Raw genomic sequence first — 26773 nt, forward strand, 5'->3', positions numbered from 1 at the left:
GTGCGAGCAATTCCTCCATGGCGAAGGGTTTGGTCACGTAATCATCTCCGCCGGCTTTGAGGCCGCGCACGCGATCGGTGACGTTGTCACGGGCGGTGAGAAAGAGTACTGGGAGGCCGAACCCGCGCGCGCGCATTTGTTCGACGACAGCGAAGCCATCCATGTCGGGGAGGCCGACATCGAGGATGACTGCATCAAAGGCCTGCTGGGTGAGGCGTGAGAGTGCCGTGGTGCCGTCCGCGCAATGAGTGCAGGTGTGACCTGCCTCCTGCAACCACAGGAGGGTCTGGCGCGCGAGTTCGGCATCGTCTTCAACAAGCAGGATATGCATGGTCAGAGCCAACATAGGCATGGGGCTGGAAAAAAGGCACGAAAATTGAGCCGGGGCTTCACTTCATTACCAAACGATAACGTGCCGAGCGGCTGGGGTTGTGGAGCAATACGCAGGCATGAACAGGTCATTTCACTGTTGGAGAAGCCGAGGTGCTGCTAGCGGCTTGCTAGTGCTCCTGTTTCCTTCCTTGCTGCTGGCAGGAGGTGGACAGTGGACGGTCGTAGCCTGGAACAATCTCGGCATGCATTGCATGGATGACGATTATTCGGTGTTCTCCATCCTGCCGCCGTTCAACACGATCAATGCGCAGGTGATGGACGCGGCGGGAAAATTGATCACCGATCCGACGACCGCAGGCATCACCGTCACGTATCATGCCGTCGCAAATCCGGATGGGTCGATCAACACGACATCGGCTGGCAAGACGAACTTCTATGACTACGCAGCGGTGCTCTTTGGGGCGAACGTGGGCATGGACCAGGGACTGGCCGGCAAGGGGATGCCGGGCGGGAGCAACACGCCGCAGACGATGAACTGGGTGGCGGGAATGAACTGGTTTGAGGCGGCGGGCATTCCGCTGTGCCCGAAGGACGATGCGGGGAACAAGAATCCGTATCCGCTGATGCGTGTGTCGGTGAAAAATTCCTCGAACGTCGTGCTGGCCAGCGCTGACATCGTGGTGCCGGTGTCGGATGAGATGGACTGCCGTGCGTGCCACAAGTCCGGATCCGGTGCCGCTGCCATGCCTGCCGCAGGCTGGGTCAATGACCCGAACGACAAGCGCGACTTCCGGCTGAACATCCTGCGGCTGCATGATGAAAAGAATGCGGCTGATCCCAACTACGCGACGGCACTCGCAACGATGGGATATCCGCCGCAGGGGCTGTATCACAGCGTCACGAACGCAAACAAGCAGGTGCTGTGCGCCGCGTGTCATGCCTCCGAGGCGCTGGGCACGGGCGGTGCGGCGGGAGTGAAGGCGCTGACGGCGGCAATGCATTCGAAGCACGCGACCGTCACCAACCCGACGAACGGACTGCAGCTGGACAACGTTCTCAGCCGCAACTCGTGCTACCTCTGCCATCCCGGCTCGACCACACGCTGCCTGCGCGGAGCGATGGGCGGCGCGGTGAATGCGAGCGACGGATCGCTCGTGATGCAATGCCAGAGCTGTCACGGGCAGATGAGTGATGTGGGGAGCAGCGCGCGCACGGGCTGGCTCATGGAGCCGAACTGCCAGGCCTGCCACAGCGGCGATGCTGAGGCGAATGAAGGCGCGATCCGCTTCACATCCGTCTTCACTGCGCCAGGCGTGATGCGCGTGCCGGCGAATCAGCGATTTGGCACGAATGCAAACACGCCGGCGGCGGGGCTGTCGCTGTTTCGTTTTTCAAAAGGGCATGGTGGACTGGTGTGCAGCGCCTGCCATGGCAGCACGCATGCGGAGTACCCATCGTTGCATCGTGACGACAATCTCTACTCATGGAACAAGCAAGGGCATCGCGGCAAGCTCGCGGACTGCACCGTGTGTCATGCATCGATGCCCACGAACAGTGTCGGCGGCCCGCACGGCATCCATCCCATCGGCAGCCAGACATGGGTGAAGGATCATGCCGACATTGCGCGGGCCATCAGCCCCAACTACACCGCCTGCCGTGAATGCCACGGCGCCGACTTGCGCGGCACAGCGTTGTCGCGTGCGCAGGCGGACCGGGCGTTGAGCACCAAGTTTGGTCCGTTCACCTTGAAGCGCGGCATGGAGGTGAGCTGCTACTACTGCCACAACGGTCCGGGCAGCAGCAACGCCAGCACGCATGTGGGCCCGACGGTCGCGAATGCACAGCTGACGGTGCCGAAGGACACGCCCACGAGCATAGCGCTCACCGCCAGCGGCACGAATCCAATGCTTCGCGTCATTCAGCAACCCACGCATGGCACCGTGGGCATCGCGGCAAAGGTGGCGACGTATTTCCCGGATGCGGCCTATCAAGGACCGGATGTGTTTACCTACATCGCGAGTGATTCGGGCAGCTTTGTCGATTCACAACCCGCAACGGTTTCCGTCACGGTAGGAGGAACGGATTACAGCCGAGATTCGGATGGCGACGGTCTCAGTGACTGGATCGAATACGCACTGGGGCTCGATCCGCTGTTGCGCACGAGTCTTTTGCCGCAGCAATTGTTTGAGAGTGCCAACGGCACGTCATATCTCACGCTGCGTGTGTTTCGCGGGCCGCTGCTGCCGGCTGACATGAGCACCAGCATCCAGGTCTCCGGGGACCTGATCCACTGGACGCCTGCCGCCGTCACCACCAATTCTGCAGGCGAGCTGAAGGCACGCGACACGACACCAGCCAATGCCACGCCTGCGCGATTCATTCGCGTCGAGGCTGTCCGCACGACACCTGGTCCGTGAGCAAGATATGCACAGCAAATGCCAGCCCAGGAGTGGGCAGGCATAGAGGCACGCAAAGTGAGGAGGTTGTTCATTACCAAACGATAACGTGCTGAGCGGCAGTGTGTGTGTCGACAATGGGGGCACAACCACCAAGCCATGAACAACACGGTCCCCCATGCTGTCAGCGACGAATGCAGCCGCTTGTTTGCGCAAGCTCTGCGCGGGGATGCTGATGCCGCGACACAGCTCTATGCCCAATGCGTGCCGCCGCTGTCGGGATGGCTTGCGCAGCGCATCAGCGCCCATGCCGCCGAGGAGATGGCGCATGAGGCGATGGTGCTGGCATTTCGCAACGGTGACCGCTTCAAGCCGGGGCATTCTTTTCGAGTCTGGCTACGGACGCTGGCCTGGCACCGTGCGCTGAACATTCTGCGCAATGACTCGCGGAGAAGGGCACGCGAGCAGGCCTATCTGCAACTGGAGCAGGCGGGTGAGTATGAGGAGTACAAGCCATCGCCGTATCTTGAGAGGCTGGAGTCTTCTCTCGCGGCGCTGCCTGCTCCTGAGCGCGAACTGCTGGAGCTGCATTACCTCGAAGGAAAAACCAGCCGGGCGATTGCGGAGATGCACGGCCGTTCGCGGAGCGCTGTGGCGGTCCATTTGCACCGTCTCTGCCGGAAGCTGCGCACCGACATCGAGTCTCCACAAAGGCGGGGCCGTGCCTGCCATGAGTCCGCAAGGATGGCAGCCTGATTTGGTGATGATCCAACGCTTTATGAAACACACTACTCACAGCCAGCCAACCACCAGGAAGATGCCTCAGGGACACCTCTTTGCATGCTTGATCACGGCACTCATGCTGACCTTCGGCTCAGATGCGGCACAGGCCAGCATCGCCTACGGGAGCATCAACAACTTTGACACGGTGAATGATACCGGCAGCCAGGCCCACGGGTTTGAGATCGAACTTGATGACATCCACAGCACGGACATCACGTACACCTATAACTACAACCATTACGGAGTGCCGGAGATCACGGAGGACAACTCGGTGGCGGGGCATCCGAAGGTGTTCATTCGCTGGCAGAGCAAGAAGAATGCCGATGGCACCTGGGCGGCCTACACGGCCATTCCTGCGGCGCCGATTCCGCCGACGCAGGGGCATCAATTCACCAACCCTGGGGTGAACTTTGGCGGGGAGCACTTTGGAGTTGGCTATCGGGTGCAACCCAGTGCGGTGCTTTACAACTGGCTGATCGACAACGGGGCTGGTACCTTGGTGCATGGTGGCGCGGTGCAGGTTTCGACGCCGACGTTTACTTACTATCCCCCAGCGGCCGCAGCGCCGGCGCAGGTGCAGGCGGTGATCGTCCCGCCACCACCGCCAGTTCCCCCGCCGCTGCAGTTTGGCAAAGCGGTGTGGGTGAAAGAGATCAAAACCAAGACGCATAACGCCAACAAGGTCAAGCTGCGCGAACTGGTCTCCGACGACCCCGACAACCCGGACGACAAGAATTGGAAGAATGGCGAACCCGATGAGGTTGAGATGGAATGGCGCATCCTGCAGAAGAACAATGGTGCGGCTGATGGTGGCCCGAACAACAACGTTGCTGCTGCCGCTGAAGATTTGCCGAACGGCAATGAAGTCGTCACGAGGCGCTACGAGTTTTACAAATACACCGGGCCGCTGGATGCGGAGACAGGCGAGGCGAAGGCGACGGCGGTGGGAGCAGACGGCCAGCATGGCTCCGGCTCCGCGACGTATGCGGGTCATTTTGACGGCGCACTGGGAGAGTGGGTCACTGTCACCACAGACATGACCACGAAAGTGGTGGTGGGAGATTTCACCGGATCGCAAATGGCTGCGGTGGATGTGAATGCCGCGGTGGGTCTCATTGATCACGCAGGCGAAGGCAAGGTGGGCAAGGCCTTTGCGCCACGCACGGTGGTGGTGGAAGGCGCACTGCCATTCACTGCTTCGAAATCGGGAACCGTGCCGCCGGGGCTGATCTTCAACGAGGTAACAGGCGTACTCTCCGGCACGCCGAGCAGCGCGGGCACCTTTAGTTTTGCCGTGACTGCCAGCGATGGTGTGAATCCCGACGTGCAGAAGAACTATACGATGAACATCGCGGCGGCCGGTGCGGCGCTGCCTGCACAGAGCCTGCTGGACACGGCTGCAGCCCCTGTGGGTGCGGGCACGACCACCGGCGATGGTTCCTTCGGCGTCGGTGCAGATGCCACCGTCACCGCCACGCCCGCCGCCGGCTACTTGTTCCAGAACTGGACGGACAACGGTCAGATCGTCAGCACGAACAGCAGCTACACGCTGGCCATGGATGTGAACCACTCGCTGGTGGCGAACTTCGTGCCGGACGTTGTGCAGTGGTCCGTCACGACGAGCGCCGCCCCTGCGGCGGGCGGCACCACAACGGGAGATGGTCTCATCAATGATGGTGCGAGCACCACGGTCGTAGCCACCGCGAACGCGGGCTACGGTTTCACGAACTGGACTGAGGGCGCGGCGATCGTGAGCAGCAGCGCGAGCTACACTTTCAACGCGACCGCGGACCGCGTGCTGGTGGCGAATTTCGCCGCATTGCCGTCCTATACAGTGAGCACCAGCGCTGCGCCAGTGGCGGGTGGCACAACGAGCGGTGACGGCGGGTTCATCAGCGGTAGCAGCGCCACGGTGACGGCCACGGCCAATGCGGGCTACTTTTTTGTGAACTGGACGGAGAACGGTATGCAGGTAAGCACGAATGCGAGCTACACTTTCAATGTGACGGCCAACCGCACGCTGGTGGCCAACTTCTCCGTCACAGGCACCGTTCTCCGCGCGATCTCGACTTCTGTTACGCCGGCGAACTCAGGCACGACCACCGGTGGTGGCTCGTATGGTGATGGCACAAGCGTCACAGTGGTGGCGACGGCGGCACCGGGCTACAAATTCAGCAAATGGAAACAGGACGGAAGCAATGTGAGCAGCGCTGAGAGCTACACCTTTACCGCCAGCGCAGACCGTGCGCTGGTGGCGACCTTCACACCGGTTTATTACGTCACCGGGACGTCGAACCCGCCCGCAGGTGGCACCACGGAGGCGGACAGTCTCAGCTACAATCCGGGTGATGGCGGCAACATCATCGCCTTTCCCACCGCCGGCTGGCAGTTTGTGAACTGGACGGAGAATGGCAACATCGTCGGTACTGCCACGACGTTTAACTTCAGCAACGTACAGGCGAATCATGCGTATGTGGCGAACTTCGCACTCACCGGAGGTGTGAACATCTCCGCAAGCGCGGCTCCGGCGGCTGGAGGCACGACAAGCGGTGGAGGCAGCTACATGATTGGGGACAGTGTGACCGTCAACGCGGTGCCTAATGCAGGATATGCCTTCGTGAACTGGACTTCAGGTGCGGACGTTGTCAGCGCGAACGCGAGTTATACTTTCACCGCGAGTGCGAACCGGGTGCTCGTGGCGAATTTCGCGACGGCGAATACGATCACCACCGGTTCTGCACCGGCGATCGGCGGCACCACGAGCGGCGGTGGAGATTATGCCAGCGGCGCGAGCGTCACCGTCACCGCGACGCCAGGGGCTGGTTACAGTTTCCTCAACTGGACGGATGGCACGACCATCGCGAGCACCAGTGCGACCTACACATTCACTGCGAGCGCCAACCGCACCTTGGTGGCTCATTTTGTTTCGGGCTACACGATCTCAGCCGCTCCGAGTCCCACTTATGCGGGCAGCATCAATGGAGCGGGCATCGTCAATGCGGGCACGAGCGTCACACTTTCTGCGGCGGCGAATCCCGGCTACACTTTTGTGAACTGGACGGACCTGACTGGCACGGAGGTGAGCAGCAGCACCAGCTATACATTCACCGCGAATGACAACGCCACGCTGACGGCGAACTTTGTCGCGGCACCGCTGAGCATTGATTTTGATTTCGACACGGCAGCGCCTGTGCCAGCGGAGAATGCACCGCTGCCGCTCGTCCAGACGAAGGCGGGCTACACGGTCACGTTCAGCTCACCGGCGGCAGATGCCTTCAAGATCACCACGGAGGGCGCAAGCGGGCGTGTGCTGTCATTGTTTAGCGGGAACTATCTGGAACCGCTCGCGGACAATGCCACGCTCGTGCTTCAGTTTGACGTTCCCGTCACAGGTGTGAGCATTGATTTTGCCACGGTGGAAGCGCTGAACGTGGCGGTGCCTTCCAATGTGCAGATCACGGCTTACGACACCAGCAGTGGTGCACCGGTGAGCGTGGGCACGGGCATCGCGCACGGCACTGTGACGGCAGGTGACACGCTGCCGGCCGGCACGATTAATTTTAATTCAACAGGCGGAGCCTTTGACCAAGTCGTGCTGCAACTGCCGGACGCGCCGGTTGGAGCGGTTCGGTTCCTGGTGGACAACATCCAGGTGAGTCCCACCTCGAGTACTGGAGGCACCCTGACACTGACCAATCCCAACTGGAACATCACGCTTACAGATTTCGGCTACTCGGATTTCCTGCTCGACAACACGCCCGGTTTTGTCGGACGTGAGTATCTCTCTGGCGAGTGGGGCAGCGCCGTGGCTTACCAACGCAACGGACAGACTCAGACACCCACGTGGCTGGAGCCCAATTTTCTCTATCCCGACTGGCAGACGAACTCGAACTTCCATGTCGTCACGGGCATTCATCTGGCGGGCAGCAATCTGGATGGCCTGCCCATTGCGGAATCAGTCATCGCCAACAACGATCTCGAAATCACACTGCGTTTTGAGATGGTGGACACGGTCGTGGGCACGCCCATGGGAGTCACGCCAGCAAGCGCGGCCAATGCGGGTTCAGCGATCAAGAGCAACCGATATGTGATGAATCAGACATTCATCGTGAAGAACATCAGTGGCGTCAGCATCACCAATCTGCAGCTGTTCCAACTCCTGCATGGTTTCATCTCGCAGCATGGTCAGTATGACAACCGCAGCTATGCCGGGAAGCTATCCGAGTATCAATACGATGCCACCATGGCGGGGGTGGACACCAGCGCGGCTGGAACTGACAGCTCCAGCATCGGGCTTGAGGATCTCATCGGGTTCCATGCGAAGGTGGCACCGACTGCGTTTGAGATCGGCAGCTATGGAACCGAGGGCAATGGCGTTGACGATCACGTCACGGGCAAGCCTTCGGACGGGGTTCATCTGTCGATTGAGAACAACTGGCAGAGCGCCCCGTATGCCGCGCGAATGGGACGTGACTCTTTCGCTCCAGCCAACCGCTGGATTGCTGGCGGCCAGCGCTGGGACCTGGGCACGTTGGCTTCGGGGCAAAGTGCGAGCCTGGACATCGTTTTGAGTTTGCTCACGGGCACGAAGGTGGTCGTTACCGGCGGCGGTTCCAGCGGCACGGGCGGAGGAGGCAGCTGCAATGGCGGCTCCGGGCACGTAGGAGGTGTCGATTTCGAATTCGACGACATCAATCAGGAAGGGACCTTCTTCGGTGAGTACTCCGATGCCGACGACGCTGAAATGGCGGAACGAGAAGCGGAGGGCGAGTTTGTGCTGCCAACGGTTCAGACTCCGAACGCCACACGCAGACAGTTATGGAAGCTGAATTACAACGGTGTGCACACGGGCAACATCAAGCTTAAATTTGCCTACGACCCGAGCCTGCTGCCGGCAGGGTATGATGAAAACCAACTCGTCATCTACCACTTCCGCAACGGCACCTGGGAGAAGCTGAGCTGCAAAGTGGACGCTGCGAAGAATGTCATCGAGGCCATCACTCCCAGTCTCTCTCCTTTTGTGCTCGGAGTGAATGACGTGGTCGTGAAGCCACAGGTGGAGATTTCCCTTTCCACTCCTGGTTCACTTAACGTGACGTGGCCCGATTCGTTCACCGGCTGGACGCTGCAGGAGGCGGTGGATCTAAATCCATCGAGTTGGGTTAATTCAACTCGTCCGATGACATCGTCGGGCGGCTACAACAGCGTGCTGGTTCCCATCAACTCTGGCTCAAAGTTCTTCAGACTGGTGCGGCCTTAGAGCCTGTTGCCTGCTGATTAGCGCCTGACGGGCAAGGCTGTCAGGCGCCGCTCTGGCGATAATGGCTTGCGGCGGCACCCGGATATTGGGAGAATGCACTTGGAATGAATTCACGAAATACCGCCGGGGCCTTGATCCTATGGCTGAGTTGCATGCTGACCACGGCAGGACGGGCGGATTTTCCACCGCTTGCGCTCAAAGCAGTGAGCCTGCAGCAGATCGTGTCACCCACGGACATCACGAATGCGGGGGATGGCTCGGGCAGATTGTTCGTCGCTGATCAGGCAGGAATCGTTTACATCATTCGCGATGGCATGGTGCTGCCGCAGCCCTTTCTGGATGTGCGGGCAAAACTGGTGCCCAAGGCCCCTACCACCTACCCTTTCCCGCTGAGTTCGAGCTACGAGGAGCGCGGGCTGCTGGGCATCGCATTTCATCCCAACTTCAGCCAGCGTGATGGGCTGGGTCAGCCGCTCCCGGGATTTGGCAAGTTCTACCTCTTTTACAGCGCCCCATCCCCGAACGCGGCGGGCGGCAGCAGCCCGGTGAACTGTCGGAGCACGATCTCCGAATTTTCTGTTTCCGCGACGGATCCAAACGCAGCTGACGTCAGTTCAGAGCGCGTGGTGCTGGCCTATGACAAGCCGCAGTCGAACCACAATGGCGGCCAGCTGCGCTTTGGGCCGGAGGGACTGCTCTACATCAGCGTGGGTGACGGCGGTGGCCAGCATGACAATCAATACGGCCACACAGGTGGCAGCGGCACGAGTTCACCGGGGCCATCCGGGGTGCTGGGCAATGCGCAGGACAAGACGGTGCTGCTGGGAAAAATTCTGCGCATCGATCCGCTGGGAACCAACGGGCCCGGCGGCCAGTATGGCATTCCTCCGGCAAACCCCTTCGTGGGTGCCGGCGGCGGCGTGCGCGAGGAGATCTATGCTTTTGGTGTGCGCAATCCCTGGCGTTTTTCCTTTGATGACGGGCCGGGAGGAAGTGGCAGAATTTTTGAGGCTGACGTGGGGCAGGACAAAGTGGAGGAGGTGAACATCATCACCGCTGGCGGAAACTACGGCTGGCGCGTGATGGAAGGCACGCTCACCCACGATGGCACTGCGCCAAACAGCGGGCTGCCGCTGATCTCGCCCATCGCCCAGTATGCACATGTCGGTGTGACTGTTGGCGCACCGGCGCTGCCACAGATCGGCGCCTCGATCATTGGCGGTTTCGTGTATCGTGGCGCGGCGATTCCTGCATTGCAGGGCAAGTATGTGTTTGGCGACTACAGCCAGTCGATCGCCTCTGCCAACGGCACGCTGCTCGGTGTGGAGGAGACCTCCCCAGGCTCTGGCATCTGGAACTTCAGCAGTCTCGTGATCGCCGGCGGCAACCCGCTCACAACCCGCGTTTATGCCTTTGGACGTGATGAGGCTGGAGAGCTTTACGTGGCGACCAAAATCACGCGCGGTCCCTTTGAGCTCGACTCGAACGGCAAACCGAGCGGTGGCATTTACAAGATCGTCCAGGCGCAGGTTTCCACCGCCACACTGACTCCCTCACAGGACAACTCGATCTACTCGGACTTTCCGAACAACAGCAACGCGCGGGGTGATCTCTTCTCCGGGAACAATGCCAATGGGGCGCCACGCCGTGCGTTGCTGTCCTTTGATGTCACCAGCGGACTGCCAGGCGGAGCCCAGGTAACCTCGGCGTCCATGATGCTGAATTTAAAAACTGCTGCAAACAATCCGGGCCACCCGAACGCGACCATGTCGCTCTACCGATTGAGCACAAGCTGGGGAGAGGGCACATCCCTCGCCGGGAGCGGGGGCGGCTCTGGCACAGCGGCGACGACGGGTGATGCCACCTGGAACGCACGTTTTTATGATGCATCGAATCCCACGAACTGGAGCACCGCGGGTGGTGTTTTCAATGCAACGGCATCTGCCACCACGACGGTGGGCACCACCTTGGGTTCTTATTCCTGGAGTTCGCAGCAGATGGCGGCGGACGTGCAGAGCTGGTTTGGTACACCCGCGAACAACTTCGGCTGGATTCTCGTGGGGGATGAAAGCACCACTTCAACGGCACGGGGCTTCAACAGTCGCGAAGGCAGTGCGTCCGTGCAGCCGAAGCTGGTCATCAGCTACAATCCGGTGGCTCCTGCCCTTAACAGGCGTGATGCATGGCTGCGGCAGTATTATCCGACCCCAGGCACCTTTTTGGACGACAACGCTGACGCGGATGGAGACGGCATCACGAATCTGTTCGAGTACGCCTTTGCGTTTTCACCGCTGAGTGCCAATGGCTCCGGTGCTGGCATGCAGGCTGGCGCGGCCACGGCTGGTGTCACCACGACCTTCACGATCACCTTCCGTCGTGATCCCCGTGCCACCGATCTCACCTACCAGATGCAGACCAGCGATGATCTGGTGGTCTGGAACACGATCACGCAGAGTGCAGCGGGTGCCACACCTTCGGGGGCCGGTTTTGTGTCTGAATCTGACGCACCGGGAGAGGCCCCGGTGAAGAACGTCACTGTCTCGGAAACCTTGAGCGGAAACACACGGCGCTTCGCCCGGCTCCGGCTCATCCGCGTCTCGCAATGACGGGATTCCACATTGATCGGGACTTCGACAGCATTACTTTGCCCGCGTGCCAAACGTCGCGCTGTTCATGAATCCCATCCTGCCACCGCTCGTGCGGCTGTGCTTGGTCATGGGACTGCTTGGCATGCCGGCCATGGGGGCAACCTTCGTCGCCACTGCAGCGGCGGACACCTCCATCTACCAAAACCACCCTGACTACAATCTGGGCGGTACAACACTCGTCTCCGGCACCAACCAGCAGTTTTCGAACTCGCGCGCCTTGTTTAGTTTCGATCTCAGCGCTGTTCCGGCGGGCGCCATCGTGACGTCCGTGCAGGTGTCACTTTACGTCACCCGCCGTCCTGATCCCGACCAGCACGGCGGGCCGGTGAACTCCGACTTCAGCCTTTATCGTGCGCTGCAAAGCTGGACCGAAGGCACGGGCAGTGCGGTGACCGGCTCTCCGGCCTCCACCGGGGACACCACCTGGAACAATCTCCACTACAATACCACGGGAGACAACTGGGCCACGCCCGGAGGTCAAATCGGCACGGACTTTGCCAGCGTTCCCAGCGCCACGACCTCCGTGGGCGACGTGGGCCTCTATCTTTGGGGATCTTCGCCCGATCTGGTCGCCGATGTGCAGTCATGGCTGGATTCCCCATCCACCAACAATGGTTTCGCCCTCATCAGCGAGAGCGAAAACGTGGCTGGCACGGCGCGGCGCTTTGCCTCGGCTGAGCAGCCGGGTGGAGGCATCCCGGCACCGACGCTGAGCGTGACCTATGAAATGGCCCCCGAACCTGACAGGCTGCTGCTGCTGTTCATCGGTGCTGCTGCCGCAACCTTCCGCCGCCGCACTTCCAGACGCCTCAACGAGTGAAGACGTCGTCACTGGTCCACATGCGGCGGTCGGCACCGGCAGAGCGGATCTCCATGCTGTTGCGGGAGAGTTGATGAAAAAAATAAGGCGTGCCCCAGCGGTCCACCAGCTCACCGCTGCTGTTGCGGGGCAGATCATCCGGCAGAATTTTTGCCTGCCTGGGATTGTCGCCTGAAAGGGCCTGCACAATCTCGGCATTGGAGCCGATGGGGTTGTCGCCCGCGATGGTGCGGTAATCCCGCAGCATGATGGTGATGCGCTCAAGATCACTGGCTGCCTCGTTTTCGACTCCTGCGTCTGGCTGCAGCGGCAGCGGGGCATGAGCTTGAGGTGCTGGAACAACTGACACTGCGGGTCTGGGGAGCGACGCTGCGGGAACCTTGCTTGAAGGTTCCTGCGCTGAGCGCGTCATAAGCCAGACGCTGGCCGCTGACATCACGAGCAAGCCAATGGTCAAAAAAACCTGCGTCCGCTTCATCGGGTGAAAATGGAACTTGGCATGCGGTCTCAGAGGAATCCGAGATTGGAGGATGAGAAGCGGCCAAGGTTGGGGAAAATGGTGCTGAGATTGGTGTCGTCCACGCCGAACCAGGAGGCCAAAGTGGCCGAATATTGATCCACGGCGGTGGTGGGAATCCAGCGGCCGATGCCGGTGTCATCCGGCCCGTTCACTGCGAGCGTGGGGAATTTGCCATAAGTGGCGCCACCTTTCACCGCGCCGCCAACGACGAGATGATGCCCACCCCAGCCGTGGTCACTGCCAGAGCCGTTGGTGGGGAAGGTGCGGGCGAAATCGCTCGCGGTGAAGGCGGTGACAGCGCTCTTGAGGTTGGAGCCGCCGCCGCGCAGGGTGTCGATATCCTGCAAGGACAGGATGAGGGCGTTGAGTGTCTTGCTCAGTTCGGCCAGGAGATTGGCCTGGGCGCCAATGATGACCTTGGTGTCGTCGGGAGTGCTGGAGCCCGCATTGCTGGTCTGGCCCGTGTGCGTGTCATAGCCGCCCACCTGAATGAAGAAAACCTGCCGCTTCATGCCCAGTCCGCCGTTGGCGACGGCCTTGCTGCCCAGTTCAATAAGCCTCACCACCATTTTCATCTGAGACATGAGCGAGGAGGTGAAGGTGGAGCCGCCGTTCGGAGTGGTGAGGGAGGTGGGGAAGCGGCTGAACCACGCCGGGCTGCCTTGCGCTGTTAGCGCGGTGGTGAGGATGTTCGCTTCGGCGATGGCGTGGTCAAGCACGCCGGCATAGGCTTTGGTCTGCAGGTCGGCGGAGAGCTTGTCGGCATTCAGGATGGACTGCAGAGCAGTCTGCCTGGCACCGTTGACGCTGCTGAGCTGCACGGCACCGCTGGTGGTGATGGCATACTGGGGTGCGTAATTTTGCGAGCCCACCTCAAAAATGTTCGAGCCGGCCAGCGTCACCGCCATCGACACCTGGCCGCCCGAGTTCACATCTGGCGGAGACGAAAAAAGGTCTGCTATACGCCCGGCCCAGCCGCTGACGTATGGCTGGTCCGGCAGGGAGGTCTGCCACTGCGTCTGCTGGTCGCTGTGCGAGAAAAGCTGTGGTGGTTTTGGCACGGACTTGCCGCTGTACTGAGCCTTGGTCAGCGGAAAGCTGAGCGTGCCCATGTTGAACACGGGCGCGACGATGCCGTTATTGAAATGGGTGGCAAGTTCCGCCATCGCCGGATGGAAGCCGTAGGTGCGTCCGTCGCTGGCGGGATAGCCGGTCGTTCCATTGCGTGAGTTCAGCGCCAGCGCCGTCGCCGGTCCACCGTCAGTGTTGGGAATGGCGAGCGGCGTGCCGCGCCCTGCGCTGTAATTGGCCCAGTCCGCCGCCGTGGTGGGGATGATCATGTTGTTCGAATCGTTCCCGCCGTTGAGGAAGACACAGATGAGCGCCTTGTAGTCGGAGAAAGAACCGGCGGCCATCGCCGAGCTCATCAGCTTGAGGTCGCGGAGCGAATTTCCAAGCGCGCCGAGGCCGATGGCGGCCGGAATGTAGCGCTGCAAAAACCGGCGACGTGGAATGAAGGGGGCGTGAAGTGGCTTGTTCATGCGGAGTTACTTCTGAATCGCGTATTCGGCGGAGGTGACGATGAGATGGATGATGGCGCGCACCCGGTCACGCATCTGGGTCGTGGTCGGGTTGCCGGCGGTGTACGACCAGTTGCTAATCACGTAGTTGATGATGGTCGTGCGCGCGGTTGAATTGAGACTGCCGCCGATGAGACGTGTGGCGAGCGTGTCCACGAGCGTGGGAATGGCGGAGTCGCTGGTCTGCCCTGCGGTCATGAAAGGACTGATGTCCATGGGAATGGAGCCACCACCATTGCGGAAGCTTTGGAAGCCATTGGTGTTGCCACCGTTGAGGAATCCAACGGTCACCGTGTTGGTGAGGTTCATGGTGTTGGAATCATTGGTGAGCTGAAACTCCGGCGTCGTCATCCCCGCCTTCGCCATCTCGCCTGGATAACGATAGTCAGGATAGAAAAAGTTGAAGACCGTGGTGGAGTTGAGCGGTGTCTGAGTCAGGTCACTCTGACTGTAGCCCATGTTCCAGGTCCCCTTCTGCACCGCGCAGCCGCCGGAGCGTGTCCACTGGCTGATGGACAGCGGATAGACCGCCTGGCCGGAGGTGCTCTGAGATCCGTTCGACACCGTTGTGGGAGTGGTGACGGTGAACAGATTGGGCAGCGGTGCGCTGACCACGGTGTACACCTGGCTCGGTGCAGGGGTGCCTGCGTTGGCCACCAAAATGTCGATCCATACCTGATCGCCGGCCTTGAGATTGTGATTACCGTTGGTTTGCAGACTGATGGTCGAAACACCGCCGGTGGTGGTGATGTTGTAGCCGCCGGTGAATCGTGGGATGTAAGCCGTGCCACTGCTGGTGGCCGGCGGGCTGCCTGTGAGTGTGATGGTGAAGGTGCTGGCTGCAGCCGAGGTGATCGTATAGACACCGTCGTAGGTGCCACCTGCCAGAGTACCGTTGTAAAACTTCACATAAAGCCGGTGTCCGGCGCTATAGCCAGAAGCGGTGATGGTGACGGTATTGGTCACGCTGTTGTAGCTCGGGGTGGTGATGCCCGTGGTGTTGACGGTGAAGTTGTTCGGCAGGAAGGCGTTGCCGGAAGGATTGCCGCTCACGCTGTTGGCACCGATGTTGACCGTAAAACTGGTCGCGGTTGCGCCGGTCACGGAGTACGTTTGCACGGTGTTGTAGGGCGCGGTGGAGCCGAGCGTTCCCGAGGTAAATTGCAACGCCACGCTGTCACCCGTTTGGAAACCCAATGAGGTCGCCGAGGTCACCGTCACGACTCCGGTAGCACTGTTGGTGCTGTAGCTCGGCGTGATATTTCCGACGATGTATCCTCCAACGCTGGGCAGGTTGGTCGTTGACGCGCCGTCATCGACAAAGCTGTCGAGAAGGATGACGTCATTATTGATCAGCTTGTGCGCGGTGGGAGTGGTGATGAGAATCTGCTGGTAACCGATCTGGCGATAGCGGGAGCCGGCGATGCCCGAGGCCGCGAAGGTTCGCGCAGGACCCGTGAGGCGCAGCAGCGGCTCGCGCTGCTTGCCAAATCCGACATCTGCTGCGGCAGTGGTGCTGCGCGCCTCGTAGTCGAGCAGGATGGCACGAACGACCTCCTTCATGTCGCCACGCACCCCGGTGGCCACCCCATCGACGTTGCGCTCACCATTGAACGCACGGACGACCCGCTGGACGTAGGCGGGCTTGGGATTGCTGGTGACGAGACGCTGGATGAGCTGGCGGCAGATGTAGGGCCCCACGGCGGAGTTGTTGATGATGTTGTCGTGAGCCATTTCCAAGTCCCTCAGTCCACTGAGATCATAGGAATTGGTGATCGATGTGCTGACGAGATTGCCGGCTCCGAGCACAGGGTCCGTGGATTGAATCGTGATCGGGTTGGGATTGGGATCCTGCGAGGAGTCGTTCACAAAGGTGACGGCAGCGGGAGGGATGACCACATTGTCGAGCAGCACCTTGGGGCCCGGCTCATGATGCGAGGGCACCAGAACCATCGGGTCCAGATAGTTGGCGCTGGGATAGAAGTTGGTCGGCAGCCTGCCGTTGCTCATCGCCTGCCCCCAGGTCCAGCCGGTGAAGACGCGCGCCATGCCGGTGATGGTGGATTGATCATATGTCGGCACCGCGTTGCCATTCGAGTCGAGCACGAGCGAGCCGTCCGGCCACAGGCGGTACAATCCGATGGAGAAGAGCTGCATGATTTCACGCGCGTAGTTTTCATTGGGGTGAATGCCCGTTGCATCACTGCCCCTGTCATTGGCGCGCATGTCCAGATACAGGCCCATGGCAGGAGTGAGCGTGACCTGCTTGAGGATGTCGCGGTAGTTGCCAAAGCAGGAGTCCACGAGGTTGTCATAGTAGTCGGCAAGAATGCGGCCGTTGTTGTTGAGCGGGCCGGTGTCTGACACGACGAGGATTTCACTCAGCGCGAAGGCGACACGTTGACGCAGCTGATCCGACGCGGTCACGGAGTTCTTCCACCAGGAGTTGAAGAAGAGCGAACTGTTGTACGGGTTCTGCGGATCGCTGCTGAGGTTGGAGAGGATGTAGGGAACGTTGTGCGTGGCGGACAAGCCGAACTGATTTTCAATCCAGTTCCGGTAGCCGTTCGCCTTGACATACGTGATGTCATCCGGTCCCGGGCCAAACGTGGCCTGCGTGAGAAAGCGCACAGCTCCGGCATCCGTCCCATGGTCGTCCGTCCAGGCGGGGTAGCTGGGAAGTGCAGGCGGAGTTTGCGAACCTGGAACAGGCCCGAATGTGCCGGTGAGCTCACCGTTGGGATTGTTGACGGTGCCTATGCTGACAAAAACGGTGCCGTCTCCCAGCGCGGTGAGGTCAGATGCCTGCATGTTCCAGGTGTAGCCGCCATCTGAGGTTCGCTGCGTGGGGTAGTTCCGGTCCTGTGCGTCGAAATCAAACAGCAGCACCGGACTGCCGCCGTTTTGCGCGGCGTAGATGCCGCGGGAAATGCTGCCGGAGGTGAGCCCCGAGTAATTGAGATGCACCACCGCCGTGGAACCGCTCACGCGCATAAACGCGCCGCCGTTGCCGGTGATGTTTGAAAGCCCGGCCGCTCCCTGAAGATTGGTGACATACAAGGCTCCCGGGATGGCGGTGGTGGGCGGATTGTCCCACGGCGAGAGCACAAAACCGGGAATCACTCCTCCCGACGAAGCATCCGCAGGTCCGCCGCCGTTGGCGATCGCTGCAGAGTTTCCGGTGGGATCCAGAAACCACCCGACCGAGAGATTGTTGGCACCACCGCTGGCTCCGGTGTTGTGCAGCACCTCAATGTAATACGGCTGCCCTGCTGTCAGCGCGAGCCAGCCGGATTTTTGACTGGCATTCGTGTTCCACGTGCGCGTGGAGGTTCCAGCAGGGCCGGTCACATAGGCACGGCGGACTTTGTTAACGGGCTCTCCGTTGTTGGAAATCCACAGCTCAGCAACATTGGCGGCTGACAGCCAGAAATAGTAGTTCCCCGTCATGGGCGGGGTGAAATAGCCGCGCAGCCTTTCCCCCGTGTTGGCACCATAGGTTGTCGTGTTGTCCTCGACGCTGGTGATGGCATTGGTGGTCGTCGGTGCTGAACCCCAGGGCACATCGTTGAGCGTCGCCCCGGTGACTCCCGCAGTCCAGAGTTCACGCGTGAACTGGCCCCCACTGTCCTTCACTTGTATTGTGACCACGGCGCTGGTGCTGCCGGCACTGTTTGAGGCGTAAACCGTGAACTGGTAGATGCCTGCCTGCGGCGGAGTGCCGCTGAGCACGCCGTTGGTGAGCGTGAGCCATGCAGGAAGGCCGCTGGTGGTGAATCCACCCGCACCATTGCTCGCTGTCAGCGTCAAACTGAACGGCGAGCCGGAATTCAGCATCGTGATCACATTCGTCGGGCTGGTGATTGCGGGCGGCCCGGCTGGTGGATTGCCCGCAAGTGGCGTCTGGCCGGTCATTGTTGGGAACAGGCGTGCGGTGGGAATGGCTTGCTTCGACTGACTCGGACTGTACCACGAGAGCGTTGCGCCTGCAGCGCTGCTCAATTCGCAAGTTTCCAGCTTGATGTCATATAGCACCCCTGCCTGCAGGGCGAGGGTGGCGTAGCGGTCGGCGCCGGAATAAACCGGCCAGTCAATCGGCAGGTTGGTGGTATCGAGGGTGCCGCTTCCGGTGCCCGAGGCAGGCAGGCTCATGCCTGAGAGTGCGGTGGTGAAGTTCACCCCTGCTGTCACCGCACTGACGGTGTAGGGCAGCGAGATGTTGTAGTTCGCGCTGAGATTGCCGGTGGTGAACTTCAACGGAATCACATCCCCCACATTGACGGCGGCGCTGGTGTAAGGCAGCACAATGGTGCCGTTGGTCGATGTGTTCTTCGTATAGGTATAGGTGACGCTGGGATTGTCATTCGTCAGGCGCCGCAGCACCATCGGCTGGCCGTTGATCCACAGTTTGGCCGTGTCATCGGCGTTCACGGTGATCGTGTAGGTTTCGCTGTATTGCGGCAGCATCTGCCCGGTCCAGCGGCAGCAGAAGTAATTGTGGTAGATCAGCGGATCGGGCGATCCCGCACCCCAGTCGCCGTTGTTTCCATTGGTGATGGCACTGTCCGTCTGCGTCCCTGCCGCTGGCGCTGTTAGTGTCGTATTGGCGTAGTAGCTGGCAGGCCAGCCCGTCGTACTGCCGGTGTTGTTGGTGTAAACATTCGCATTCGGAATGTTCGCAAAACTGCCGCCATTGATCTGCCACTGCAATTTGCACTTCGCGTTCCCCGTGGTTTCCACAAACTCGACCCGCATGTGGTAGCGGTTTGCCGGAGCGGCAGGCACGGACAGGGTGAACTGTCCGCTCTGTTTGAAGGCTCCCGTCGCTGTGGTGTCCCAGCCATTCTCCAGGATTTGGATCAGCCCGCCACCGGTGTCGAGAAACACGCGCGCCTTGTCATCCGCATCGAGCTGGAACACATAAGTTCCCGCAGTCGAGGGCGAGAGATAGCCATCCCAGGCCACGGAATAATTGTCCGCCGCGACGAGATTGGTGCCGTTGGGTGAACCATACAGCCAGGTGAACGCGACCGCAGGGTCCAGCCGCGTCACGACCGGCGGATTGAGCAGGCAGGCAGCGCTGCCAGTCTGCGAACTGGGCACTGCGGCACCCGTGATGGACACCGTGATCGTCTGCCCGGAGACTGAAGTGATCGTCTTGATGCCATCATAGGTGCCGCCAGCGAGACTGCCGGCAGAAAAGGTCATGTTCACCCGGTTGTTCGGGGAGGTCGTCGAAAAACCGGTCGTGCCGGCGTAGGTGATCACGGCGGTGCCGGTGGTGCCCGTCAACTTGGTGTAGGTGTAGGTCGCGCCGTTGCCGCCGAAGTTCGCACTGCTGGCATAGTTCGTACTGGCTCCGACCCAGTAATTGCCCATGAGCCCTGTGCCCGTGGGGTTGCCGGATGGGTTGATCGTCACCCCGGCGCTGATCGACAACGGGCTGAGTGAGTAATTCCCCGAGGCCCCCGCCGTGCCCGGAGCCCCCGCCGTCAAAGACACCACACAGCTCGTCATCCGGCTGGCGTTGTAGAGCGGCGTGATTTTGATGTCCACCGAGTTCACTCCTGCAGGAAAAGTCACCGCTGAGGGAATGGCCGCGTAATCCGTCCCCTCGACCGCTGAGCCAGCCTTGCTGAGAGGCACCGTGATGGGATTCAGCAGATTGTAGCCGGTGCGCTGCACGGTGATCACGCCTACGTCGCCCGCAGGCGTCGCGGCGTCTGCCGGCTGCGTGGTCGAGGCATCCACCGCCGTCAGGCTGACCACGTTTTGTGATTGCAGGTTCGTCGCGAGCTGCGTGTGGTCGTAGCTGGACTGCGAGCCAATGGGCGTGCCGGGCATGTAGCCGAGCAGCTTTTTGGCCCAGTCACCCACCTGGTCACCGGCAGAGTCCACATCCTGCACCAGCACACGGTAAAAGGAACTGGTGCCGGACGCCGCCCCGGAGAGCGTCTGCGTGTTGCCATCGCCGATGATCTGAACATTGGGCGTCAGAGCGGCCCAGCTCGCGCCCGTCAGGCTGGAAGAGGCCTGCAGGATGTAGAGCTTGCCGATCTGCGTGGGGACAACCACGTTCACCATGCCGCCGGTCAAATTCATTGAAGAGACCTTCAGAACGGAGCCGGAGCGGAAGGGATGGGTGCCCGCAATGATCTCCGACCCGTTGCTCATACCGTCGCCGTCATCATCGCGCCCCAGCCACGCCTGGTCATTGATTTGTGCGTCCGTCACGCCATACAGCGACTTCCACACCGCCTTGGTGACGTTCATGTCGGGATCTCCCATCACTCTCAGGCTCCATGCACAGAACAGGCAGACCGACAGGAGCAGCGCCCACACCGGGCTGCGACGAATCAAAGGATGCGTGAATGACGACATGGGTGTACAAAAATCGTTTCTGCGTGGGTTCTCTGAATTTCTCGACGCAGAATATTTAGGTTGGATGTGCAGCGGCTGAGAACCTTGAAGATAAAAACAAAACGGCCCTTCAAAGTCGAGGTTATAATTTAAAGAACGGCGGCATGCTGCCTGCCAATGAGCTTGGGCAGACACCAGGCGGACCCCTGACAGGCATCTGCGGCATTACGTCCTTCCTGCCCTGACAAACTCCTTCATTGGGTGGGTCCTCCACCATCCCCTAAGTGATCCCAAAAGTCCTGCATGTGTATCAAGCAAACCATGCGGGCAGAATGGCGCTGGTCTTTTAGTCGATTATCTGACATTGCTGCATCAGATTGAGAATGCTGATAAAAAAGATGCCATGCATGAATGGCACTCGGTTAACCAGCAACGCGATAGCGATCACCGAGGGAAGACAATGTCACACGCCCTGCATCATGTGCGGTGCGGCCCACATCGCGCTTGAACTCAGCCAGCTTGCGCTTGGCGTGGACTGTGTCGGAGGTTTTCCAGGCCGCGACGAATCAGCTTGCCGGAATGCCGGATCATCGCATAATTAATTCCGTTCGATGAATAGTGAATCAGGCATTCACCTGCTTTCTCAAACGATTCTTGCCCTGCGTCGGCGGCCACCGCCAGCCCGCACTCGGCAACTTCCCAGAGAAATCTGACGAGTGCCCCAAATCACCAGGCATCGTCCAAACATCCCATTTTGGGGCTATAGCTCAGTTGGTAGAGCGTCTCGTTCGCAATGAGAAGGTCAGGGGTTCGAATCCCCTTAGCTCCACCACTTTCCAGCAGATTGAATCTGCGCTACGAGACAACAAGGAACCTGGGATCGCGACTCTCACCGCCTCCCCTTCCCCTTCCCACCGCGTCAGCGGTAAAGCTTACTTTTTCTTCGCAGGCTTGGCCTTCGGGCTTGGGCTTTCGGCGATCTGGTCCTGCTCGACCTGTCGAGCGACGGCACGTTCGACGTAGTTGGCAAAGCTGCGACCGTCGAGCGCCGCATATTTCTTCGCCAGCTTGGCGATGCGTGGATCAATGGTAATGCTGGTATTGATTTTCATCGGGTGGCAGAATGTGGTATTTTAACCCCTTGTGCAACAGGCAATTGCAGCTCTGTGCAGGCCGTTGCAAGGCGCTTTGAGGGACTGTCCCGCGTCATTTGCTGTTCGTTTGACCCTATTTAAGGGTGGCAGCCATGCGCTTTCAGCCGGGGGTGTCTGATAAAAAATGGCGGTGAGGGAGGGATTCGAACCCTCGGTAGCTGTTAAGGCTACGCATCTTTAGCAAAGATGTGCTTTCGACCACTCAGCCACCTCACCAATAATTAAAACTGTCCCGCAGGTGGTCAGCCAGCGGAGTGCTTATTTAGCGTGCAGCCCGGTGGATCGTCAAACGAAATGTCATTCTCGGACGCATCTCAGTCGATTAAATCCGGGCGGTTCGTCCGTGTGCGCTCCAGCGCCTGCTGCTCCCGCCATGCGGCGATCTTCGCGTGATTCCCGCTCAGCAGCATGTCAGGCACCTTCAGGCCGCGGTATTCAGCCGGCTTGGTGTACTGCGGTGCCTCCAGCAGGCCGCTGGCACCAAAGCTCTCCTCCACCGCACTCATTTCATCTCCCAGCACCCCCGGCAGCAGGCGCACGATCGCATCCATCACCACCACGGCGGCGATGGCCCCGTTCGTCAGCACATAGTCCCCCAGGCTGATCTCCTCGTCCACCCAGTGCTCAATGATGCGGTGGTCGATCCCTTCGTAATGCCCCGAAAGGAAGATCAAATGTGGCTCAGCGGACAGCCGCCGCGCCGTGGCCTGATCAAACCGCTTCCCCGCAGGTGACATGTAAATGATGCGCGCTTCCGGCGTGTCGATGCGATCCAGCGATTCAAACACCGGCTCCGGGCGGATCACCATCCCCTGCCCCCCGCCATACGGCGTGTCATCCACATGACGGTGCTTGCCCATCCCCTGCTCACGCAGATCATGCACCCGCAGGTCCAGAATGCCTTTCTCCTGCGCACGACCCATCATGCTCAGGCCCATGGGCACTGAGACCAGCTCCGGAAACAACGTCACCACATCAATTCGCATTCTGGGGCTATGCCGCAGCCTTGCAGGCACGGCAAGCCCGGCATTCTCACCTTCACCGGGAATGCGCCTTGACGCTTGGGGTCGCACTTCTACTATCGGGCTCCCCCATTTTTTCTCCATGAACATCCACGAGTATCAAGCCAAGCAACTGTTCGACAAATTCGGCGTCGCCAGTCCCAAAGGAATCGTCGCCAGCACAGCGGCAGAAGCAGGAGCCGCGGCTCGCACAATCGGTGAAGCAGGACTCGTGGTGAAAGCCCAGGTGCATGCCGGTGGTCGTGGCAAAGGCACTTTCAAGAACGGTTTCAAAGGCGGTGTGCATCTCGTGAACACCCCGGAAGAAGCGGAAGACATCGCAGGCAAGATGCTGGGCCAGACCCTCGTCACCCACCAGACCGGCCCGGAAGGCAAGCTCGTGAGCAAGGTGCTCATCGCCAAATCCGTGGACATCAAGAAGGAGTACTACTTCGCCATCCTGTTTGATCGCGTCTCCAGCAGCCACGCCATCATCGCCTCCACCGAAGGCGGTATGAACATCGAAGAAGTCGCCGAAAAGACTCCTGAGAAGATCAGCAAGGAGTACATCAATCCCGCCATCGGCCTCCAGGCCTACCAGTGCCGCAAGGTCGCTGCTTCGCTCAATCTGCGCGGCCCCCTCATGAACCAGGCCGTGAAGCTTTTCACCGCGCTGTGGAATCTCTACCTGAAGAGCGACTGCTCCCTGGTGGAGATCAACCCGCTGGCCATCACCTCCGATGATCAGGTCGTGGCTCTCGATGCCAAGTTTAATTTCGACGACAACGCCCTCTACCGTCAGAAGGACGTCACCGCCATGCGTGACACCACGGAAGAAGACCCGCGTGAAGTCGCCGCCAGCGAATTCGGCCTCAACTACATCGGTCTCGACGGCAACATCGCCTGCCTCGTCAACGGCGCCGGCCTTGCCATGTCCACCATGGACATCATCAAGTTCCACGGCGGTGAGCCAGCCAACTTCCTCGACGTCGGCGGCGGCGCCACCAAGGAACAGGTCACCGCAGCCTTCAAAATCATTCTGGGCGACCCGAATGTGAAGGGCATCCTGGTGAACATCTTTGGCGGCATCATGGACTGCAACATCATCGCCACCGGCATCATCGCCGCGGCGCAGGAAGTCTCCCTGAACATCCCGCTCGTCGTCCGCCTCGAAGGCAACAACGTCGAAGCCGGCAAGGCCACCCTCGCCGCCAGCGGCCTGAAGATCACCAGCGCCGCCGATCTGACCGACGCAGCTCAGAAGATCGTCGCAGAGGTGAAAGGCTGATTTAACCCCCGCCTAATGGCTTTAGGGAACCCTCTAAATCCCCTAAACAAGTTTGAAAACCCGATTTACGGCTTCGTAAATCGGGTTTTCATTTGTGGACCATGGCCAGCATCACCACCGAAGAACTCCTCGCGCACACTCAATGGCTTGAAAGCAGCGGCAAAAGCGGCCGCAAGATCGACGAAACCGGCATGAACCTCGCAGGTGCGACGCTCAATGACCTCAACTTGGCCAAAGCCCATTTTGTCGGCACCACCCTCACCAAAGCCAATCTGGCAGGCACCAATCTCTCTGGTGGCGACTTCAGTGGCGCGAATCTGGACAGCGCCAATCTCAGCGGCGCAGATCTCAGCGGGGCCGACCTCGGCGGCGTCTCCCTCCGACATGCCAACCTGAGCAACGCCAATGTCCGTGGCGCGGATCTTTCCGGTGCCAACCTGGAAGGTGCCAATCTGACCAATGCCGACTTCACCGAGGCGGATCTCATCGCCGCAAACCTCAACGGCACCGTGCAAACCGGCATGATTTACACCGGCGCCATCCTGGCAGACACACAGGGCCTGAAAAAATTGAGCTGATTCGCGCAGCCGCGTCGCTGACGAGCAACATCGCCTTCCCTGCGGCGTAGTGGTTTCATGCCATCACGCCGCATCTTTTTGTCCACGGGTCTCGCCGCACTCACCTCCCGCGCCCTGGCGCAGACGCCCCCGGCCGCTGAGCCTGTCATCGACATCCATCAGCACATGAACTACCACAAGCGCGCAGATGAGCATCTCCTCGCGCATCAGGTGGCCATGGGGATCACCACTTCGATCATTCTGCCCGCTGGCACCTATGTGGACCGCCCTTCCACCCACAACGGCAAATCCAACGGCCTCGCCGCTCAATGTGCCACCACGGAAGCCGCGCGCGACTTCGCCAAAGCCCATTCCGACGCCTACCTCTGGGCCGCCAATGAAGTCACCGACCTCGACACCGCGCCCGCCGAGATCGAAAAATGGCTCAAGCAGGGCGCCTGCATGATCGGCGAGCAGAAATTCATGGTGCAGTGTGATTCCCCCGAGAGCCAGAAACTTTACGCCCTCGCCGCCGCCTACAACGTGCCCATCCTCCTGCACTTCCAGCACCTGACCTACAACCTCGGCTACGACCGCTTCCACACCATGCTGGAGAAGTTCCCCAAGACGAACTTCATCGGCCACGCACAGGCCTTCTGGGGCAACATCGACAAGCAGCACGATCAAACGGTGAACTACCCCAAGGGCAAGATCACCCCCGGCGGCATCACGGATCGTTACCTCGCCGACTACCCCAATATGTTTGCCGACATGTCCGCCGGCAGCGGCCTGCTCGCCCTCACCCGCGATGAAGAGCACACCACTAAGTTCTTCGACCGCCATCAGGACAAGATCCTTTACGGCAGCGACTGCGCAGACCACCTCGGCCGGGGCCCCGGCTGCCAGGGTGCGCAAACCCTCGCCGCCATCCGCAAGCTCGCCCCCAGCAAAGCAGTCGAGCGCAAAATCCTTTTCGAAAACTCCCGCAAGCTCTTCCGGCTGGCTTGAGCACGAGCCAGTGCTGCACTGGCCGCTTGCATCTTTCAGGCCGCTGGCCCCGTTATGCGCCAGCCATGCCTGACACCGCCCCCCGCAAGACCAATGTCAAAGTCGAAGCTTGGACCTTCGATGTCGGCGATGCAGGAAAAACCGTGGATGCCTTTGCCGAGGAAGTCATGCACCGGGTCGAAACCGCTTGGGCGGGTGGCGTTGACATCGTCCTCCTACCCGAGTACCTCTGGGCCGCTCTGGAGCCCCTGCTGCCTCCGGATGCAGACATGGAAGACATCGCCAAAGTCGTCTGGGTGGATCTCTTGCCCAAACTCAGGCAGCGCCTCTGCATCAAGGGCAAGCACGCTATCGTCGGCACCGCCCCCTATCTCGATCCCGCGACCAAGCACCTCTACAATCGCGCCCTCATCTTCAGTGACGGCCGCGTTCTGCATCAGGACAAACTTTTCCTCACCCCATGGGAGCATGAGTTCAGGGCAGGCCGCGAACTGTTCGTCTTCGAAATGTCCGGCCTCCGCGTGGCCATCATCATCTGCCTCGACATCGAAGTCCCTGAACTCAGTTCCCGGCTGCGCGGACTCAATATCGACCTCCTCCTCGTTCCCAGCGCCACGGAGACCCTCTACGGCAGCGAGCGCGTCACCCGCTGCGCCTCCGCCCGCGCCATCGAACTCGGCTGCGCCGTCGTCGTTTGCCCGCTCGTGGGCAAATGCGACTCCAGCATGGTCAATGTGAACCTCGGCAGGATCGCCATGTACCTGCCAGCCCTGAAGGCGTTCGAAGCCTATGACCGCTCTGAAGACACCCGCCTCGTCCATCAAGGCTGGCACACCTTGCGTGTGGAAGTGCCCGAGGCCGTCATTCACGAGGCCCATCGCCGGCGCAAAGAAACCAATCCCTCGCAGCTCAACGTCAACCTCACCCCGGAGGAAGTACAGATCGACGAAAGCGCACGCACAGCACCGGCGAAAAAAGTCACCAGACGCGAACGCATGTGAACGCACAGCGTGCGCTATGCGTTTTGGAGTGCTCCAGTCCTCTGGAGCTTTTCGCATACCCAAG

15 protein-coding genes and 2 tRNA genes are annotated in these 26773 nt (G+C 60.4%); 10 read left to right on the plus strand and 7 right to left on the minus strand.

The features are described 5' to 3' along the window. On the minus strand, positions 1-331 hold a 331-nt coding region (locus WAW39_RS04705; protein WP_422316294.1), incomplete at its 3' end, for a response regulator transcription factor. Positions 332-503: 172 nt separating this feature from the next. Here WAW39_RS04705 and WAW39_RS04710 point away from each other — a divergent pair. The 5 genes from WAW39_RS04710 to WAW39_RS04730 all read left to right on the plus strand — a co-directional run bounded on the left by WAW39_RS04710 (position 504) and on the right by WAW39_RS04730 (position 12240). Beyond that, on the plus strand, positions 504-2750 hold the full coding sequence (locus WAW39_RS04710) for a multiheme c-type cytochrome (RefSeq protein ID WP_422316296.1): 2247 nt from the start codon (positions 504-506) through the stop codon (positions 2748-2750). Positions 2751-2888: 138 nt separating this feature from the next. Further along, on the plus strand, positions 2889-3485 hold the full coding sequence (locus WAW39_RS04715) for an RNA polymerase sigma factor (protein ID WP_422316298.1): 597 nt from the start codon (positions 2889-2891) through the stop codon (positions 3483-3485). A 22-nt stretch (positions 3486-3507) separates the two neighbouring features. Then, positions 3508-8772 carry a beta strand repeat-containing protein gene (locus WAW39_RS04720; protein WP_422316300.1) on the plus strand — a complete coding sequence of 1755 codons (5265 nt, stop codon included), beginning with the start codon at positions 3508-3510 and terminating at the stop codon, positions 8770-8772. Positions 8773-8876: 104 nt separating this feature from the next. Next, complete coding sequence (locus tag WAW39_RS04725; RefSeq protein WP_422316302.1) at positions 8877-11378, plus strand: PQQ-dependent sugar dehydrogenase; 2502 nt, start codon at positions 8877-8879, stop codon at positions 11376-11378. A 67-nt stretch (positions 11379-11445) separates the two neighbouring features. Next, entirely contained in the window at positions 11446-12240 is a 795-nt protein-coding gene (locus WAW39_RS04730) for a DNRLRE domain-containing protein (RefSeq protein ID WP_422316304.1), read from the plus strand. Here the strand turns inward: WAW39_RS04730 and WAW39_RS04735 are convergent. From WAW39_RS04735 to WAW39_RS04745, 3 genes are all read right to left on the minus strand, one after another. Then, positions 12230-12589 carry a hypothetical protein gene (locus WAW39_RS04735; RefSeq protein WP_422316306.1) on the minus strand — a complete coding sequence of 120 codons (360 nt, stop codon included), beginning with the start codon at positions 12587-12589 and terminating at the stop codon, positions 12230-12232. The genes WAW39_RS04730 and WAW39_RS04735 overlap by 11 nt on opposite strands. Positions 12590-12747: 158 nt before the next feature. Continuing rightward, complete coding sequence (locus WAW39_RS04740; protein ID WP_422316308.1) at positions 12748-14301, minus strand: DUF1501 domain-containing protein; 1554 nt, start codon at positions 14299-14301, stop codon at positions 12748-12750. A 6-nt stretch (positions 14302-14307) separates the two neighbouring features. Continuing rightward, the gene (locus WAW39_RS04745) at positions 14308-20721 is read right to left on the minus strand and encodes a DUF1800 family protein (protein ID WP_422316310.1); all 6414 of its coding nucleotides are present in this window, start codon (positions 20719-20721) and stop codon (positions 14308-14310) included. 735 nt (positions 20722-21456) lie between these two features. Here WAW39_RS04745 and WAW39_RS04750 point away from each other — a divergent pair. Next, a tRNA-Ala gene (locus tag WAW39_RS04750) sits at positions 21457-21532 on the plus strand. Positions 21533-21632: 100 nt separating this feature from the next. Here the strand turns inward: WAW39_RS04750 and WAW39_RS04755 are convergent. The 3 genes from WAW39_RS04755 to trmD all read right to left on the minus strand — a co-directional run bounded on the left by WAW39_RS04755 (position 21633) and on the right by trmD (position 22840). Continuing rightward, on the minus strand, positions 21633-21812 hold the full coding sequence (locus WAW39_RS04755; RefSeq protein ID WP_397383494.1) for a hypothetical protein: 180 nt from the start codon (positions 21810-21812) through the stop codon (positions 21633-21635). A gap of 167 nt (positions 21813-21979) precedes the next feature. Beyond that, positions 21980-22070 (minus strand) — tRNA-Ser (locus WAW39_RS04760). A 98-nt stretch (positions 22071-22168) separates the two neighbouring features. Next, positions 22169-22840 (minus strand): tRNA (guanosine(37)-N1)-methyltransferase TrmD, encoded by a 672-nt coding sequence (gene trmD, locus WAW39_RS04765; RefSeq protein ID WP_422316312.1) that lies wholly within the window; start codon positions 22838-22840, stop codon positions 22169-22171. Between the two features lie 118 nt (positions 22841-22958). Between trmD and sucC the strand changes: the two genes are divergently transcribed. The 4 genes from sucC to WAW39_RS04785 all read left to right on the plus strand — a co-directional run bounded on the left by sucC (position 22959) and on the right by WAW39_RS04785 (position 26709). Continuing rightward, positions 22959-24143: an ADP-forming succinate--CoA ligase subunit beta gene (sucC, locus tag WAW39_RS04770; RefSeq protein WP_422316314.1), complete on the plus strand. Its 1185-nt coding sequence runs from the start codon at positions 22959-22961 to the stop codon at positions 24141-24143. A gap of 101 nt (positions 24144-24244) precedes the next feature. Continuing rightward, positions 24245-24721, plus strand: a complete 477-nt coding sequence (locus WAW39_RS04775; RefSeq protein ID WP_422316316.1) for a pentapeptide repeat-containing protein — start codon at positions 24245-24247, stop codon at positions 24719-24721. Between the two features lie 57 nt (positions 24722-24778). Beyond that, positions 24779-25708, plus strand: coding sequence for an amidohydrolase family protein (locus WAW39_RS04780; RefSeq protein WP_422316318.1), 930 nt, complete (start codon positions 24779-24781; stop codon positions 25706-25708). A gap of 65 nt (positions 25709-25773) precedes the next feature. Next, entirely contained in the window at positions 25774-26709 is a 936-nt protein-coding gene (locus tag WAW39_RS04785; RefSeq protein WP_422316320.1) for a nitrilase-related carbon-nitrogen hydrolase, read from the plus strand. Positions 26710-26773 lie beyond the last annotated feature (64 nt).

This window comes from Prosthecobacter sp. (assembly GCF_049294395.1).
Taxonomy (GTDB): domain Bacteria; phylum Verrucomicrobiota; class Verrucomicrobiia; order Verrucomicrobiales; family Verrucomicrobiaceae; genus Prosthecobacter.